Annotated in this window: 13 protein-coding genes; 5 read left to right on the forward strand and 8 right to left on the reverse strand. The window is 41.3% G+C overall.

Translation table 11 applies throughout. The features are described from left to right. Positions 1–135 precede the first annotated feature (135 nt). Both AB5Y61_RS01545 and AB5Y61_RS01550 read right to left on the reverse strand, forming a co-directional pair. Complete coding sequence (locus AB5Y61_RS01545; RefSeq protein WP_368402818.1) at positions 136–360, reverse strand: hypothetical protein; 225 nt, start codon at positions 358–360, stop codon at positions 136–138. An 840-nt stretch (positions 361–1,200) separates the two neighbouring features. After that, positions 1,201–1,821 carry a tetratricopeptide repeat protein gene (locus AB5Y61_RS01550; protein WP_368402819.1) on the reverse strand — a complete coding sequence of 207 codons (621 nt, stop codon included), beginning with the start codon at positions 1,819–1,821 and terminating at the stop codon, positions 1,201–1,203. Between the two features lie 709 nt (positions 1,822–2,530). Between AB5Y61_RS01550 and AB5Y61_RS01555 the strand changes: the two genes are divergently transcribed. Then, positions 2,531–3,787, forward strand: coding sequence for an MFS transporter (locus AB5Y61_RS01555; protein WP_368402821.1), 1,257 nt, complete (start codon positions 2,531–2,533; stop codon positions 3,785–3,787). A 127-nt stretch (positions 3,788–3,914) separates the two neighbouring features. Here the strand turns inward: AB5Y61_RS01555 and AB5Y61_RS01560 are convergent, their stop codons facing one another. The 3 genes from AB5Y61_RS01560 to pflB all read right to left on the reverse strand — a co-directional run bounded on the left by AB5Y61_RS01560 (position 3,915) and on the right by pflB (position 7,877). Continuing rightward, complete coding sequence (locus tag AB5Y61_RS01560) at positions 3,915–4,382, reverse strand: threonine/serine exporter family protein (RefSeq protein WP_031575574.1); 468 nt, start codon at positions 4,380–4,382, stop codon at positions 3,915–3,917. Positions 4,383–4,386: 4 nt separating this feature from the next. Beyond that, a complete protein-coding gene (locus AB5Y61_RS01565; RefSeq protein WP_254727498.1) occupies positions 4,387–5,145 on the reverse strand; it encodes a threonine/serine exporter family protein in 759 nt (252 codons plus the stop codon). A gap of 416 nt (positions 5,146–5,561) precedes the next feature. Then, on the reverse strand, positions 5,562–7,877 hold the full coding sequence (gene pflB, locus AB5Y61_RS01570) for a formate C-acetyltransferase (RefSeq protein WP_045759873.1): 2,316 nt from the start codon (positions 7,875–7,877) through the stop codon (positions 5,562–5,564). 261 nt (positions 7,878–8,138) lie between these two features. Between pflB and dinB the strand changes: the two genes are divergently transcribed. Beyond that, positions 8,139–9,245, forward strand: coding sequence for a DNA polymerase IV (gene dinB, locus AB5Y61_RS01575; RefSeq protein ID WP_254727495.1), 1,107 nt, complete (start codon positions 8,139–8,141; stop codon positions 9,243–9,245). A 231-nt stretch (positions 9,246–9,476) separates the two neighbouring features. Here dinB and recD2 read toward each other — a convergent pair whose 3' ends face one another. From recD2 to rnhC, 3 genes are all read right to left on the reverse strand, one after another. Then, positions 9,477–11,909, reverse strand: coding sequence for an SF1B family DNA helicase RecD2 (gene recD2 / locus AB5Y61_RS01580; RefSeq protein ID WP_368402824.1), 2,433 nt, complete (start codon positions 11,907–11,909; stop codon positions 9,477–9,479). Between the two features lie 67 nt (positions 11,910–11,976). Then, positions 11,977–12,627, reverse strand: coding sequence for a signal peptidase I (gene lepB, locus AB5Y61_RS01585; RefSeq protein WP_014713905.1), 651 nt, complete (start codon positions 12,625–12,627; stop codon positions 11,977–11,979). Positions 12,628–12,630: 3 nt separating this feature from the next. Then, on the reverse strand, positions 12,631–13,527 hold the full coding sequence (gene rnhC / locus AB5Y61_RS01590) for a ribonuclease HIII (protein ID WP_368402826.1): 897 nt from the start codon (positions 13,525–13,527) through the stop codon (positions 12,631–12,633). A 136-nt stretch (positions 13,528–13,663) separates the two neighbouring features. On the opposite strand from rnhC, the gene AB5Y61_RS01595 reads away from it, so the two are divergent. From AB5Y61_RS01595 to AB5Y61_RS01605, 3 genes are all read left to right on the forward strand, one after another. Beyond that, complete coding sequence (locus AB5Y61_RS01595) at positions 13,664–13,954, forward strand: hypothetical protein (RefSeq protein WP_049471900.1); 291 nt, start codon at positions 13,664–13,666, stop codon at positions 13,952–13,954. A gap of 10 nt (positions 13,955–13,964) precedes the next feature. Next, the gene (locus AB5Y61_RS01600; protein WP_368402828.1) at positions 13,965–14,519 is read left to right on the forward strand and encodes a CvpA family protein; all 555 of its coding nucleotides are present in this window, start codon (positions 13,965–13,967) and stop codon (positions 14,517–14,519) included. A 73-nt stretch (positions 14,520–14,592) separates the two neighbouring features. After that, positions 14,593–16,932: an endonuclease MutS2 gene (locus AB5Y61_RS01605; protein WP_368402830.1), complete on the forward strand. Its 2,340-nt coding sequence runs from the start codon at positions 14,593–14,595 to the stop codon at positions 16,930–16,932. Positions 16,933–17,217: the final 285 nt, after the last annotated feature.

The raw sequence follows: 17,217 nt of genomic DNA on the forward strand, positions 1-17,217 counted from the left end.
TTTAAGGGTAAAACTCCCTTGAAAAAGCTAGATCAGCAAGGAAATCATTCTCGGGACCGATTTTGCAATGTTTCAAAGAAAAATAGAGAATCTATAAGAAAAAGCCATCCTCAGATGGCTTTTCAAATCTTATGTTTAGCTATCTTTTTTAGGGTTACTCATGACCCGTATGAAGAGTTCTTTGCATTTGTCTCTTAGAACTTTTTCGAAGAAGATGAGTATAGCGATGTTCACAATCATAAAGTTCAAGGTCAGATAGAACAAGTCAAATGAATTGCGGGCATAATCAGTCGCTAATAGATAGGAGGAGAGGGCTCCTAGGATAGTCCAAGGAAGATACTTGATATACTTGTTTATCATCATACAGCACCTCACATACTTTAAAGGATTTGTTTTTTTCACTATCATTGTACTCCTTTTGAGTGGAAATGCAAGCAATGACACTTAGAGAAATTTAAAAACCAATATTATTTTTCATTAGTTTGAATGGAGAAAAACTATTTTAAGATAAGTGAAGCGATTACTTTAGTAACCAAAAAATTTTTTGAGCTAATCATTGTCAATTATGTACTTTATTTAAGTGAATACTGGAAATTTTTAAAGTTGTTCATCTTCTGTAAAATGTACTTTATTTAAGGGAAAACTAAAAATTTTTAAATTGTACATTTTGACAATGAACCTGAAACTAAAAATTTTTCAAATGTACATTCATACAAAAACACGGCTCATTAATCGTGGCCGTGTTATATTTTACTTAAGCTAGTTAGCTAGTTCTCTTAGTTAATTTTTACTTACCTTTTATTTGCTTTAAGTCCTGTATCTCTTTTAGAATACTAAAAATATAGAAACTAAATAGAACTATACCTAAGAAAGATAAAACAAAGAAACCAGACGTAAGTTTTTCACCTCTAACAGCTAGTACTCCAAGGGAAAAAATACCAATAGCCATTATGGAAATTATGAGGATAAACCACAAGTAAATCATGTAAAACTTATAAAGATAGTAAAAGGACTTATTTTTTTGTTTAGGCTTATCCTTCCAGTTTAAATAAAAGAAAGAAGGTATATAAATAATTAAAATAAATAGAAACTCCATCTCTATCACAACCTCTCATCTTATTCCCCTTAATCAAATACATGATTTATAGCATATTAAAACTTTTTATTTAAGCAAACTAATGACAAAATCTAAATGCAAAATCATCGATTAATCAATTCCGCAATTTCCTTTATCCCTTCAAACTCTCCAACACTTTCGAAAAGTTCTATAGCTCGTTTGAAATGTGTGTTGGCTAATCCTTTATCTTCCAAGGCTAAATAGATCTCACCTATCCCTCTATAACTACAAGCTTGAGAAATCACATCATCAGTTTCTAAAGATTGTTCCAGTGACAGATTCATGAATGTAAGAGCTTCATCAAGGTTGTTTAATTTCAATCTCAAATAGCCTTGTTCGTAGTTATTCACAGCTTTCTTTAGATTATCATTTGGAAAATGCTCTTCAACTATCTTCTCTTCGTCTTCAATGAGTTTTAAAGCCTTATGAAAATCACCCTGCTCTCTGTAGATCATCGCTAATTGATGTAAACCAATGTGTTCATGTTCTTTATCTTCATTTTGTTGAGCTAATAAAATGTATTTCTCAAAGATATGGGTACATGAAGCATAGTCTTTTTCTGCTAACAATACATATCCCATCAGATTTAAAAGACTAAAATCTGTACAGGTATCAATAAAAAAATCTTGTTCAACTAACTTTTTAGCTTCTAATATATTTCCTTCTAGGAACAAGTCCCAAGCTACATCGATTTTAGAGACCATCTATTTCCCCCTTCAACTATAAACAACCTTCATAAAATAAAATCACTCAACAAGAATATACTAAATCCTACCTTTACAGATTTAATCCACTAAACTAAAGTATAGCAAAAAGCCCAAATAACTACTATTTGGGAAAAATGTTACTTAGTTTCTTTTTAAACGAGCAATGAGTAACTTAATAAGATAAGCTAGAACTACAAGTGCTACTACGCGTGATAATAGATAGAAAATAGAATAAACAAAATAGATTTGCATATCTGACACCTCCTAAATAAAAGAGATTAACCATCTTGTCCTCAATATTATTGTACTCCCGTTTGAAAGCGGTGTCAAATGTTGTGATAAATAGTATCAACATCTGGAATAAATTTAAAGCCTATAAAAATCAAAATAAATCAATCTGTTTCATTTTGAAATCCTTTAACGATTGTAAAATATATCCTATTTTAGAAGAGGTACGTATGAAGTTATCAATTTAGATAATGTCAAAGCAAGAGAGAAATATAATGAGTAAACATAAATACAATATTTTTTACATTTTTTAATATACTTTTATTAGTATAATTGATAAAATCTTAATTAACAAAAATTTGGCTTATCTAATATTCCAATTACCTTACAACACAGGTTGATTGAATAGGATTAGATAACCGAAGTAATGTTGAAACGAATGGAGGGGATTAATATTAAGAATTTAATAAGTGATCAAATGTCTAATAGACAAATCATCAAAGACTTTATTAGTAGTTTTATTAGTTCTTTAAGTGGAAAAGCTTTTAATTTTGCTTTAGGATTAATGTTACTGGACCAAACAAAATCGGCAATGAGTTTTGGAATCAATATGATCATCTATCCTTTAGTTAGTTTGATTTTCTTGGTTCCAATCGGTAATTTAGTAGACCGATACCGTCATAAAAAGATCTTAACTTATAATTTTATCTTTAGGCTTATAATCTTTCTTCTGTTTTATGCTTTTTATTTTTTAACGAATTCATCTACTATCTTATACCTCGTAATCCCGTTTGTCATACTCCACTCTATTACAGTTAACATCAATGATACTTGTTATTCAGCCTCTATCCACGAGTTAGTAAACGATAAAAAAATTCAACGATTAAGTTCTGTTACACAAACCGCCATTGCTATCGCAACCATGCTTTCCCCAGCTATTGGAGTCATTTTTTATAATTGGTTAGGCTTCTCAGGCTTTATTCTCATAGAAATCATTGCAAATCTCCTTGCTTTAGGTGTCTTACTTACCATGAAATTCTTCTATGAACACGATGGGCAGGAAGCTGAGATCAAACAGAATGAAAACCATCAACACGGGGTTAAAGAAATTATCCGATTTTTAAAAGAAAATCAGATTGTCAAATATATTATTCTTGTTAGTGTTGTACTGAATTTTTTCTATACTTCCATTAGCATTGGAGTACCATTTGTAGTCAAAGAGCAACTCTTATTAGATAATGCGACAGTAGGTATTTTAGAAACTATGTCTGCGGTTGGAATGTTATTAGCCAGTGTGTCTATGTCACTACTACCAGACAAAAAAGAAGATAACACACTTCTCTCTAATAGAATTCGCATTCCACTTTTTCTTCTAACCATCGCTATCGTTGGTTTGGGTATTACATTTGCAATTAGTAACACCCAGGTGATTATTTCTTCCGTTGGCGGTTTATTTATGGGAATTATAGCATTTACTCTTGTTATTCTAAATATTGTCGTCATGACCTATCTTCAAAGTAGTATTGAAACAAATTATTTAGGAAGAGTAATGAGTACTTTGTTCACACTAAATACGTCTATCATGCCGATAGGTACCATTGTATTTACTTATCTATTTCAAAAGGATATAAACGGAGGTCTGATATTCATATTTGGAGGTGTTTCTCTCCTGCTCTATACCATGATAATGTTACCTAGAATATATAGAATACTCCAAAAAGAACACATTTATTGACATTGAAACATAAGCAGTACTAAAACGTAAAACGAAAAAGACAAGGATAAAACACCTTGTCTTTTTTAAATACTAAGCTCACCTAAGGAAAGTTTTTAAGAAGCTTTTGTCACCAACATGACATATGCTAGTTGGCATTGGTCATTTTTCTTTTTTGATAGCGTTGGTAAGAATGGTAGAGTTTCAAGACGACAGACCCGCTAGCCATCCCGATGGAGATCACCAAGGCCAGAATAACCACTAGGGTCACGCTGGTTACTGCCTGTCGATATTGGCCACTGACAAAGAAGGAAGTGGTCCGATAGGAAATATATCCAGGAACCAAGGGGGCGAGAATGGACAACATAAAGACCACGACAGGCGTCTTGAGAATGATACTTAAAATCTGACTGATACAGGAGCCGACAATGGCTGCGATAAAGGTTGCAACGATGACATTGGTAGGCCCTTTCAGGATATAGTAAAGTAGCCAGATGCCCATCCCTAGGATTCCTCCAGGAATCAACATGGAGCGTTGCACATTTAGGACAATTAAAAAGGTGATGATGGCAATCAAACTAGCCACCGCTTGGATTAAAAATTCAGTTAAGTTCATGATTTTATTTCATAAGGACGAGGGCAACGGTTGTACCGGCACCAAGGGCAAGAGTAATGAGGAGAGTCTCAAAGAGCTTACTCATCCCAGAGTTGAGGTGGTAATTCATGAGATCGCGGACGGCATTGGTCATAGCGATCCCAGGAACGAAGGGCATGACACAGCCTGCGATAATGAGATCGGTATTGGAAGGAAAACCACTATAGCGCGTCCAAATATGGGCTAAAAAACCAAAGACAAAGGCTGCCGCAAAAGCAGTGGCAAAAGGAATGCGAACATATTTCTCTACGACAAGTGAAAAAGCAAAGGCAAATACAGTTGCAATGCCCGCTCCAATCGCATCATAGAAATTTCCACCAAACATGATGGAGAAGAAAGGCGCACTGAGGGTTGCTGCAATGGTCAACTGGAGATTGGTATAAGGAACACGCTTATTTTTTAACTCACTCAGGGCCTGGTAAGCGTGCTCGAGATCCATCTCTCCAGAGACTAGTTGACGAGAGATCTGGTTGACGTCACAGACCTTCTCGATATTGTAATTAGTTCGCAAGATCCGTTTCATGCGCGTGACATTGGTGTTCTCAATTGAAAAGAAAATAGCGACTGGCATCGCTAAAACATTGCAATCGACGATTCCCTGTGAATGGGCGATCCGGATCATGGTATCTTCGACCCGGTGAATCTCAGAACCGCTCTCTATAAGGAGGGTTCCAGCTAACATCAGGACGTCGATCACTTGGTTGATCTGTTTTGACTCTTCCATAATTTCCTACTTACTAAATAATCTGTTTCTATTATAGCAAAAAAGGACGAGAGACAGAACTAAAATTTGACAATTCTAGTTTGTTTCTTGTCCTTATGAATTCGTTTAGAATAGCTATTGTCTAGCCCTGAGATTCGCTAACTCGGGTGGTGGTGCTGCACGGTCATATCCTGGACGAGAAGGGTTGCTAAAAAGATCAGTGCAATCAGGATAAAGAGCCAAATAATAGCGAAAATAAATGTTAAAAACATAGGATCACCCCTTCTATCTTATTTACAGCTCTACTATAACACTTGGAGAAAACGCTGTCAAACCCTATATAGCAGGCTCTTAAACTCTTTCAAAATTCAGAATAATCTTGCGATGAGAATGAAAAAACCAGCCGTTTCTGACTGGTTTTTTCATCTATTTGAATCTTAGCTCAATGCATCATCCATTGAAAGAACTTCGTGGAAGACACGTTGTGTCAATTCAGTTTTTTGTTCTGGAGTGAGGTATTTCGTGTTTACACAGTATCCAGAGATACGAACGATAACGTCTTCACCTGACATGATCTTTTCGTAAACATCGTTCAAGTCCATAACGTTCAAGTTAACGTGTTGTCCACCGTTTTCGAAGTAACCATCAAGGATAGTTACCAAGTTATCAACTTGTTCGTCACGAGTCTTACCAAGAGCACGTGGTGAAACTTGAGTAGTAAGTGAGATACCGTCAGCTGCATAACCAAAGTCAAGGCTAGCAAGTGAGTTCAAGTTTTGCAACCATCCACCTTTCGCTTTGTTAGATGGGTTAGCACCTGGTGAGAAGAACTCCAATTTAGACAAGTTCACAGAACCATCTTCGTTGAGGTATACCCCTTTGTGGACTGGAGAGTTACCAGTTTGTTTAGAGTATGCAACGTTAGAAGTGATGGTAAGAAGTGAAACAGTTGCTTCAGCGTTCTTGTAAAGTTTGTGGCTGCGAAGACGAGTAGTGTAAGCTTCGATCAACCATTCTGCCAATTCGTTTGAACGTGGGTCATCTTCACCCCAACGTGGGTATTCACCGATTGTTTCGTAATCGTAGATGTAACCATTTTCGTCACGGATTGGTTTAACTGTAGCGTACTTGATAGCTGACAATGTATCAACAGTGTTAGCGAATCCACAGATACCGAATCCCATGTTAGCGCGTTGGTGAGTTGGCAAGAAGGCCATTTGAACTGCTTCGTAGTTGTACTTATCAGTCATGTAGTGGATGATGTTCAAAGCATCTACATAAGTGTCAGTCAACCAGTCAAGAGATTTTTCGAAGTTTGCTTTAACAGATTCGAATTCAAGAACTTCATCACGGATTGGATCGATATCAAATACTTTGTAGTCTTTATGAACATCGTCGTAACCACCGTTCAAACCAGTAAGAAGAGCTTTAAGCACGTTAACACGAGCACCGAAGTATTGGATGTTGTGGCGTTGTTCTTCGTTTTCTGGGTCAAGTGGAGATACACAACATGAGATACAGCTCATTTCACCGTATCCGTCTTTAGCCATTGTTGTAACACCTTCGTATTGGATAGAAGAGTGTTTGTGGCTCATGTGCATACAGTAGCGACGGAAGCTATATGGCAATTTGTCAGTCCAAAGAACTGTCAAGTTTGGTTCTGGAGAGTTACCGATGTTGTCCAAAGTGTTCAAGAAACGGTAGTCCATCTTAGTAACACGGTGACGTCCGTCGTTACCCATACCAGCCATAGAGGTTGTGATGAAGGTTGGGTCACCTGAGTACAATTGGTCGTAAGCTTTTGTACGAGCAAATTTAACAGTACGCAATTTCATAACGAAATCGTCAACGAATTCTTGGATTTCTGATTCAGTGTAAGTACCACGAGCCAAGTCACGTTCAGCGTAGATATCCAAAACGATTGGCACACGTCCAAGAGAAGTAGCAGCACCGTTGATCACGCGGCAGACAGCCATGAAGGCGATGTTTGTCCATTGGATCGCTTCTTTTGTATCGAAGGCAGGACGACGTACGTCTACACCATAAAGGTCACCCAATTTAACAACTTCTTGAAGTGCTTGGTATTGAAGGTTTACTTCTTCACGAAGGCGGATTGATTCTTCATCGATTTCAGTAATAGAGTTCCAGTCGTTTGCTTTTTCAGCCATCAAGTAGTCAGCACCGTAAAGAGCCAAACGAGCATAAACCCCGATGATACGTCCACGAGAGTATGCATCTGGAAGACCAGTTACAGTGTGAGCGTGACGAGCACGACGGATGTTAGAAGTGTAAGCGCGGAAGATACCGTCGTTTACAGTTGTAACGTATTTTGTGAAGATTTCATGAACTGCTGGATCTGGTTCGTATCCATTTTCTTTCAAAGTAGTTTCCGCCATACGGATACCACCACGAGGCATAAAGTTCAATTTGAACAATTCATCATTTTGGATACCGAAGATCACTTCGTTTTCTTTGTCGATGTATCCAGCTGCGATATCAGCGATAGATGTTGGACGGTTATCGTATGGGAAACGAGTTTCTTCGTAGTGTGCTTTTGTTTCTTCAACAATTTTTTTGATGTGAAGAGAACGTTCAGTTGGACCAGCTAGGAAGCTTTCATCTCCATCATAAGGTGTGTAGTTAGCTTGAACGAAGCGAGAAACGCTTGCTTTTTCTTTCCAATCTTCACCTTTGAAGCCTTCCCAGGCTTTGTCAAAAATATCTTGTGCTTCAACAACTGTTTTAACAACCATGTGTATTTTCCTCTATTTGTCTTTCTAGCAACTCTATCTGTTGCACTTACAATAGTAGTATACCATACAGAAATCGGTTACACAAAGGCGAATTGCGAAAAACAGCAGATTCTTTTGTAATACAGTTTCAAATCCTCTGCGATACTGTACTATATTTTTGAAAACAAACACAGTTTTTCATCAATTTTCATGTTTTCTGGAGAGCCGATTTTTGCAATTCTGAAATTTTCTTCCTATAATAGAAAGAAAGGAGGGTGAAAAATGCTGATATTTCCATTAGTGAATGATACCAGTCGCAAGATTATTCATATTGATATGGATGCATTTTTTGCTGCCGTCGAAGAAAGAGACAACCCTAGTTTGAAGGGCAAGCCTGTCGTGATTGGCCAGGACCCTCGTCAGTCAGGAGGGAGAGGTGTTGTCTCGACTTGTAACTATGAAGCAAGGAAATATGGCATTCATTCAGCTATGAGTTCCAAAGAAGCGCTGGACCTTTGTCCTCAAGCCATCTTTATCTCTGGAAATTATGAGAAATACCGAGAAGTAGGTGAGCAGGTCCGTGAGATTTTCAAGCGTTATACAGATCTAATCGAGCCGATGAGTATTGATGAAGCCTATCTAGATGTGACGGAAAATAAAATCCAGAGCAAATCAGCTGTCAAAATCGCCCGCTTGATTCAGCATGCTATCTGGGAAGAGCTGCATCTCACAGCTTCAGCGGGTGTTTCTTATAATAAGTTTTTGGCCAAGATGGCAAGTGACTACCAAAAACCCCGTGGCCTAACGGTGGTCTTACCGGAGGACGCTGAGGATTTCCTGAGCCAAATGGACATTGCCAAATTTCATGGAGTAGGAAAGAAGACAGTAGAGAGACTACATGAGATGGGTGTCTATACTGGCGCGGATCTTTTAGCCATCCCGGAGATGACTTTGATTGATCGGTTTGGGCGATTTGGCTATGATCTCTTTCGAAAGGCGCGAGGGATTCATAATAGCCCTGTCAAAAGTCACCGCATCCGCAAGTCGATCGGAAAAGAGCGGACCTACCGCAAGCTCCTTTATGCAGAAGATGATATTTTAGAAGAAATTGCCAATCTGTCCAGTAAGGTGGCCCAATCGCTGGAAAAACATGGTAAGCAAGGAAAGACCTTGGTCTTAAAAGTGCGCTATGGAGACTTTACCACCTTGACTAAGCGTATCACCTTGACGGAGCCAACGCGAGATGCTGAGCGCATCAATCGTTCAGCGCGTCACATTTTTCAAGAAATCGAATCGATAAATACAGGAATCCGCCTCTTGGGTGTCACCATGACCAACTTTGTTGATCATACCGAGTTGCCTTTGGTGGAAGAAAAAGAAGACGACTAGTTTGTTCACTAGTCGCCTGAGATTGATGACAAAGTCATCTTAGAAACTTTCCTTAGGTGAGTACGGACGTCAGCGAACTTCTACGAAGTTCCATGACTTAGTTTTGAACCTAAAGTTTCAAAACTCCCGAGTGCTAGAAACCATAGTGTTTCTAGCACTTTTCTCACGGCGGAAAGTTTCAGTTGTATTTGAATGAGTCTTAAAAAATATATTATTTTAATTTTTGGGGTATCAATTAGGTTGTTTGACGTCAAAAAAGGCTGCAATCTCTTCTTCTGTCAGTCCGATCATGGGGGAGATAGTGTGGAGATTGTCTTCAGTCAGTCGATAGACAGTAGGCTTAGACGTCTCTGCTTTCGTTTCAACAGTTTCTTCCTTGCTTCGTGCAGATTCGACTGTAGCAGAAGCCGTTGCAACGGATGAAGAATAGTCTGTGGTTGCTTCGCCTCCGTCCAGGTTCTTGAAGCGTTCAACCAAATAGGTCTTGCGCGCTGTACCTGTATTTTTAGTAGCGAAATCAAAGGCGCTGTATTCTCCTAAGAGGATCAGTTTGCTCTTAGAGCGCGTGATGGCGGTATAGATCAAATTACGCTGCAACATCCGGTGGCTTTGATTAGTAATGGGTAAGATCACCACAGGAAATTCGCTTCCTTGCGATTTGTGAATACTCATTGCATAGGCTAAGCGAATCTTGTACCATTCATTGCGCGGGTAGACGATTTCATTGCCATCAAATTGGATAGTCAATTCATCTTGCTTCGATTCTGTATATTTTCCGGGGAGAAGATCGGTAATGTAGCCAATATCTCCATTAAAGACATTGCTTTCTGCATCATTGACCAGATGGATAACCTTGTCTCCATCGCGGTATTGGCAGTCTGGCGAGTCAAAGACGACCTGGTCTTTGACAGCTGGATTGAGAAGGTCTTGCATGAGTGTATTGATGTTGTCAATGCCGGCCTGGCCCTTGTACATAGGTGCCAAGACTTGGATATCTCGAGCTGGGATCTGACTGCGAAGGGCAGCAGAGGTGATCTGTTCGATCATCTTAGGGATGTGTTCGCTTCCGGCTTCGAAATAAGAGCGGTCGGCTTTTCGTTCTGTGAAATCTTGAGGAAGCTTGCCCTGGCGAATGTCTCCTGCAAGTGAGACAATGGTCGAATCTTCACTCTGACGGAAAATATGTTCGAGCTTGGTCTGAGGGATGCTTGGGATCTGCAAGAGATCCGCTAGAACCTGTCCAGGACTGACGGATGGTAATTGGTCAGCATCTCCCACAATCAAGAGTTTGGTATCGGTTGCGATGTTGCTAAGTAATTGATTAGCTAGCCAGGTATCAACCATGGAAAATTCGTCCACAATGATAAAGTCTGCATCTAGATAGTCCTCTAAGTGGCTGGTATCATCATCTCCTGTCATTCCCAAATGGCGGTGGATGGTGGCACTCGGAAGTCCTGTCAGCTCATTCATGCGCCGGGCTGCCCGTCCCGTCGGGGCAGCCAGCAGGATCGGCAGGTCTTTTTTCTTACGCAGATCCAGCTGGTGGAGTTGGGCATAGACACTGATCATCCCATTGATAACGGTGGTTTTTCCTGTTCCCGGTCCCCCAGTGAGGATAAAGACCTTGTTTTGAATCGCCTGGTGAATCGCCTCTTTTTGAATCGCATCGTAGTGAATCCCCATATCTTTTTCAACCTCTTTAATTGCCTGGTTGATTTTCTCAGGGTCAAATGAAGTCTGCTTTCCTTTCTCCAGCAATCGACCAATGTGACTACGAATTCCTTCTTCCGCAAAGAAAAGGCTATTGTCAAAGATCTTGGTGTCCACGTTTTGGACCTTGTCTTCCTCGATGAGGTGGCCTAATTCTTGGGCGACAGTGGAGGGATCCAATTCTACTGGACGCGCTGATTCCAAAAGGTCAATGCTATAGCGCAGGAGGTCCTTGGCTTCAATATAGGTATTTCCAGTCTCGATAGAGTAGATAAAGAGGCTGTGAATCAGACCCGCGCGGAAACGCTCGGGGGCATCACTTGCAATGCCCAATTCTTCTGCTAGTTGGTCCGCGATTTTAAAACCCAAGCCTTGGATATCTTCCACCAATCGGTAGGGCTGTTGCTCCACGATCTGGAGGGTTTCTTCCTTGTAGAAATCCTGGATCTGAAAGGCTAGTTTATTGGGAATGCCATAATTGGCTAGTTGGGCGAGAATGCGCTCCGTTCCGTAATTCTGACGGAGTTTATCCACAAAAGCCAGGCGGTTTTTCTTGGAGAGACCTGTGATTTCTTCTAATTTTTCAGGGGCCTCCAGAATTTTGTCAATGGTATTGTCCCCATATAGGTCCACGATTTTTTGAGCCGTTTTGAGACCGATTCCCTTGAAGTGATCGCTGGAAAAATACTTCACTAAGCCCTTGCTAGAGGGTTTAGCCCGTTCATAGCGACTGATTTTGAGCTGTTCTCCGTATTTAGGATGATGGACCAGCTCCCCCCAGAAGGTGTAGTCTTCGCCTTCCATGATATCTGCCATGGTGCCCGTCACAATAATCTCAAAATCATCAAAGTCTTCGGCATCGGTATCGCTAATGTCGAGCAGGAGGATTCGAAAAAAACTACTGGGATTTTCAAAAATAATGCGCTCAATAGTACCAGAAAAATAATATTCCATCATTTCTTTCCTTTTTATAAAGCAAGGCTGGGACATACTTGTCTCAGCCTCAGTCTGTTGATCTATACTAATAAGTTTTGAAAGGGTAGATAGGCCATAGTCTAAAGACGGCTTGCCCCTTGATTTGTTCTTTCTTGAAAGCTCCGACCTGACGGCTATCTTTTGAAACGATCCGGTCATCTCCAAGTAAGAGATATTCATCGTCAAGCAACTTCAAGGTAAATTTAGGATTGCCATCCTTGTCCACTGTAAAGGCTTGAGCTGTATTGGCCAATTGACGGAAGAGTTCTCCGTTTTCTTCAAAGCCTTTTCCAGTGTAGGTCGATTGCAATTTATCTTTTTTGAAACGAGCGATATAGTTTTTCAAATAAGGCTCATTAGTCTTTTTCCCATTGATGTAGAGGGTATCGTTGTCGTACTGGATAGTATCCCCAGGAAGACCGATGACCCGCTTGACGATGTCCTTGGTTTTGCCGTCGTCGTCTTTTTCACTGGCAACAACAATGTCGAAACGATCAATCGAGAGGTGGTTGACCACAAGGAGGTACTCGCTATCGGCTAGGGTCGGATCCATCGAATGGCCATCCACCTTGACCGGAGCCCAGAGGTAAATGCGAGAGGCGATGATGAGACCAACAATGATACTGAAGAGGCCCCATTCTTTAAGGAATCTCACCACAGGTGAGCTCGATGTATGTTTTGAACTTCTTTTTGACATGACTTATCTTTCTAGTAATTTCTTTGCTTTTTCTGTGTTTTTAAAATGGAGTTTGGCAAAATAATCCAGAGCTTTCATCCCGTAGGTCTGGAGCAATTTAGCAGCGACTTGGTCTGATTTGGCCCCTGCTCCACTAGGGAGATTAAAACCCAGTTCCTTGCCCAAATCCTCCAGATTTTGAAGGAAGAGATTGCGGGCGATGATGGAGCTAACTGCCACAGCTAGATACTTGCTTTCGGCTTTTTCTTCCAACTCAATGGCTTGCGTGACCTGATTTTTTTCAGCTTTTACGTATTTTTGGTAGTTTTTAGCAGTTGTAAAGGCATCAATCACAATCCGCTCTGCTTGGACTCCTTTATTTAACAGAAGGTAGATGGCCTGATTGTGCAGGGCTACTTTGACCGAAACAGCATTGTAACCAGAAGCGATCACTTCATTGTACTTCTTTGGAGACAATAAGAGTGCTTGGTGCTGGATATTTTCCTCAAGGAGAGGAGCCAATTGCTGAATTTTTCGATCATCCAAGGTCTTCGAATCTCCAACACCAAGCTTTTTGAGCCAGTCGTGCTGGTCAGGTGTGACAAAGGATGCGACGACGGTGAGTCCACCAAAATAAGAGCCGTTTCCGACCTCATCGGTTCCGATCATGGCTAGATCTTGTCGTGCAGATGAAGTAGGACGCTTAAGGTTCCCAGCATCTTGCCCGAAAAAGGTCAGGTAAGGAGTGAGGTCATTGCCCTGGAGCAGGACCTTTCCAGACTTGTAGATCGAAACGGTCGCTCCCTCTAGTCGAAAGAAATAATCCATATGAGGGTTCTTACTTTGAGTGAGAGAACTGCGATAGGTATGGACAAAATCAAGGATTTGCTCCTGTGTTGGAGTGAGTGTCATACTTTCCATAACCACTATTGTACCACAAATTCAGGGAGAGAGGGAGCAAAAAGAAAGAAAGAATCCACTGGAAAATCCCTGTGAAGAGGGGCTTTGCTACTGACAAAGCTAGCCTTTTTTGGTATAATACCGTGAGGTGATTTTTATGGCGAGCTTAAATAGATATAAATTTACATTTGGAAACAAAGCGCTCACTTTAACAACCAACCATGATAATTTGTTTATGGAAGAAGTCGAACGTGTTGCGAAAGAAAAATACCAAGCAATTAAGGAACAAATGCCAGAAGCAGATGATGAAACCATCGCTATCTTATTGGCAGTAAATAGTTTGTCTATGCAACTGAATCGCGAGATTGAGTTTGACGACAAAGAAACAGAATTAGATGATTTTCGTCGCAAAGCTTTAGACGACTTAAAGGATAAATCATCTAAATAAGAGGAGATACATGTTAACTTTCTTAATCTTATTGATTTTGGCATGGAGCTTTTATATTGGCTATGCAAGAGGCATCATCCTCCAGTCCTATTACTTTCTAGTGACCTTGGTGGCCCTCTTGATTGCAGGTAGTAGCTACAAGGGACTGGCTAAGGTTTTGTCTCTATGGGTTCCTTTTTCGAGTCCCACTCAGCAATCGGTGAATTATTTTTATGCCAACCGCTACCTGTTTCAATTAGATGACATCTTTTATGCAGGGTTAGCTTATGTGTTGATTTTTGTGCTGGTTTATTTGATCGGCCGCGTGATTGGAATCTTTATGCACTTGGTTCCCCAGCCAGAAAAATTGGAGGATCGCAAGTATCAAATTGGAGCAGGTGTGATCGCTGTCGTGATAACCCTCTTGGTGATCCAGATGGGCTTGACTATTCTCTCAACAGTTCCCATGGCTTCCATCCAAAATAGACTAAATGCAAGTGGATTGATCCGCTTTATCATCCTTCATACCCCGATCAGTTCCAGTCTGTTCCACAACTTGTGGGTGACTGCGATTATCGGAGCTTAAGGAGCAAAAATGAAGAAAGGAGTGAGACAAGTCCGATTCAAGGAAGGACGCTCACTTTTTTTGTAGGAGAAACATGAATAAAAAAATCTTAGATACTCTGGAGTTTGACAAGGTCAAGCAACTTTTTGAACCCTATCTACAGACAGAACAAGGGGAGATGGAGCTAGCAGTCCTTACTCCAACCGATAAAAAAGAAACCATCGAAACGGCCTTTATGGAGCTAGAAGATATGGAGCAGATCCTCTTGGAAGATCCTCGCTTTGCCGTGTCGACCATTCAAGATGTCCGTCCAGTGGCCAAGCGTTTGGAGATGGAGGCGGCCCTCAATATCGATGAATTATTAGCGCTAAAAGCAGTCCTTCGGGTAACACATGAGCTCAAGGATTTCTACGACAACTTGGAAAATGTCCGTCTGGAAAGGCTCCATCGCCTCTTTGACAACTTGGTGGATCTTCCTCGCCTACAAGGTGGGCTTCAAGCTATCAACGAAGGAGGTTTTGTCGAGTCTTTTGCCAGCGAAAAATTGGCCAAAATCCGTCGCCGCATCCAAGAGAATGAACACCAGGTCAGAGAGATTCTGCAAGACCTGTTGAAAACCAAGGCCGATATGCTAGCGGATGCTGTGATTGCTAGTCGGAATGGACGCAATGTTCTACCCGTAAAAAACACCTATCGCAACCGGATTGCAGGGGTGGTCCATGATATCTCAGCCAGTGGGAATACCGTTTATATTGAACCTCGTGCAGTGGTCAATCTCAATGAAGAAATCGCCAACCACAGGGCAGATGAACGGTATGAAATCATTCAGATTCTGGAGGAATTGTCTGACAGCCTGCGCCCCCATGCGGCAGAGATTGCTAACAACGCCTGGATTATCGGTCACTTGGACTTGATCAAGGCCAAGTATCGGTTTATGCGTGATTTCAAGGCAGTGATACCAGAGGTTAGCAGTAATCGCTCTATTCAGCTTTTGCAACTACGTCATCCCTTGATTGAAAATGCCGTCGCGAATGACCTGCATTTTACCGAGGACTTGACGGAAATCGTGATTACCGGTCCCAATACAGGTGGGAAAACCATCATGCTAAAAACGCTGGGACTAGCGCAAATTATGGCCCAGTCTGGTCTTCCCATCCTAGCGGATCCAGGTAGTCGTGTGGGCATCTTCTCACAAGTCTTTGCAGATATTGGAGATGAACAATCGATCGAGCAGAGCTTGTCGACCTTCTCCAGTCATATGACCAATATCGTATCTATCTTACATCAAGTAGATACTGCCTCCTTGATCCTTCTGGATGAGTTAGGAGCTGGAACCGATCCTCAAGAAGGGGCTGGCCTTGCTATTGCCATCCTAGAAGACCTGCGCTTACGCGGAATTAAGACCATGGCGACGACCCACTATCCAGAGCTCAAGGCCTACGGGATTGAGACTGCAGGGGTGCAAAATGCCAGCATGGAGTTTGACACAGCGAGTCTTCGTCCGACCTATCGCTTCATGCAAGGGGTGCCTGGTCGCTCCAATGCCTTTGAGATCGCCCGTCGTTTGGGCTTATCTGAGACCATTATCCAGGATGCCATGAAGATGACCAATACGGACAATGATGTCAATCAGATTATTGAAAAACTGGAGGCGCAGACCTTAGAGAGTCGCAAGCGCTTGGATACCATTCAAGAAGTGGAGCAAGAAAATCTCAAATTCAATCGCGCTCTTCGAAAGCTCTATAATGAACTAACTCGGGAGAGGGAAACGGAGCTCAATAAGGCAAGAGAAGAGGCCAAGGAAATTGTGGACATGGCACTTTCAGAGAGTGACCGCATCCTTCAAGGTCTTCATGCTAAATCCCAGTTGAAACCACATGAGATCATTGAGGCCAAGGCTCAGTTGAAAAAACTAGCTCCTGAGACCGTGGACCTGTCTAAAAACAAGGTCTTGAAAAAAGCCAAGAAGGCGCGTGCTCCTAAGGTAGGAGATGAGATCCTGGTTATCAGCTATGGCCAACGTGGAACCCTGGTCAAGCAACTCAAAGATGGGCGCTGGGAGGCGCAAGTCGGCTTGATCAAGATGACCTTGGAAGAGAAAGAATTCAACCTTATCAAGGTTGAAAAAGAAGTGGCTCAACCTAAGAAACGCCAGGTGAATGTCGTCAAGCGCTCAAACACGAGCGGGCCGAGAGCGCGTCTGGACCTCCGTGGGAAACGCTATGAAGAGGCCATGCAAGAGCTAGATGGTTTTATCGATCAGGCTCTGCTCAACAACATGGCCCAAGTCGATATCATCCACGGGATCGGGACAGGGGTCATCCGTGAAGGGGTGACCAAATACCTCCGCCGCAACAAGCATGTCAAGAGTTTTGAATATGCCCCACAAAATGCAGGTGGAAGCGGCGCAACCATTGTCACGTTTAAAGGATAAGGTAAGCCCTAGCTTTTCATTAGCTAGGGTTTAGAACGTAGACTAAATTTTTAAAAAGAAAAATAAGTTAAGAAATTCTGCAAAGAAATATAAATCTGTCCCATTTTTAGAATTAATTAAGAAAATACCGAAACTTTCCGCCGTGAGAAAAGTGAGAGTGGGACAGAAATCGGTAATTCGTTAAAATTCGATTTCGTCGTCCCACCTCCGCACAGTTGAGTAGGGCTGTAAAAGCTGATGAAATCAGCATAGTAAAGCCCACTCAACCACTGCGTTTTGCTCGAC

It is taken from the genome of Streptococcus parasanguinis (assembly GCF_040908565.1).
GTDB classification, from domain to species: Bacteria; Bacillota; Bacilli; order Lactobacillales; family Streptococcaceae; genus Streptococcus; species Streptococcus parasanguinis_AC.

Coding starts and splice junctions, on each gene's coding strand:
- AB5Y61_RS01545 (WP_368402818.1), bottom strand. CDS start 360: ATGATAAACAAGTATATCAAGTATCTTCCTTGGACTATCCTAGGAGCC.
- AB5Y61_RS01550 (WP_368402819.1), bottom strand. CDS start 1,821: ATGGTCTCTAAAATCGATGTAGCTTGGGACTTGTTCCTAGAAGGAAAT.
- AB5Y61_RS01555 (WP_368402821.1), top strand. CDS start 2,531: ATGTCTAATAGACAAATCATCAAAGACTTTATTAGTAGTTTTATTAGT.
- AB5Y61_RS01560 (WP_031575574.1), bottom strand. CDS start 4,382: ATGAACTTAACTGAATTTTTAATCCAAGCGGTGGCTAGTTTGATTGCC.
- AB5Y61_RS01565 (WP_254727498.1), bottom strand. CDS start 5,145: ATGGAAGAGTCAAAACAGATCAACCAAGTGATCGACGTCCTGATGTTA.
- pflB (WP_045759873.1), bottom strand. CDS start 7,877: ATGGTTGTTAAAACAGTTGTTGAAGCACAAGATATTTTTGACAAAGCC.
- dinB (WP_254727495.1), top strand. CDS start 8,139: ATGCTGATATTTCCATTAGTGAATGATACCAGTCGCAAGATTATTCAT.
- recD2 (WP_368402824.1), bottom strand. CDS start 11,909: ATGGAATATTATTTTTCTGGTACTATTGAGCGCATTATTTTTGAAAAT.
- lepB (WP_014713905.1), bottom strand. CDS start 12,627: ATGTCAAAAAGAAGTTCAAAACATACATCGAGCTCACCTGTGGTGAGA.
- rnhC (WP_368402826.1), bottom strand. CDS start 13,527: ATGGAAAGTATGACACTCACTCCAACACAGGAGCAAATCCTTGATTTT.
- AB5Y61_RS01595 (WP_049471900.1), top strand. CDS start 13,664: ATGGCGAGCTTAAATAGATATAAATTTACATTTGGAAACAAAGCGCTC.
- AB5Y61_RS01600 (WP_368402828.1), top strand. CDS start 13,965: ATGTTAACTTTCTTAATCTTATTGATTTTGGCATGGAGCTTTTATATT.
- AB5Y61_RS01605 (WP_368402830.1), top strand. CDS start 14,593: ATGAATAAAAAAATCTTAGATACTCTGGAGTTTGACAAGGTCAAGCAA.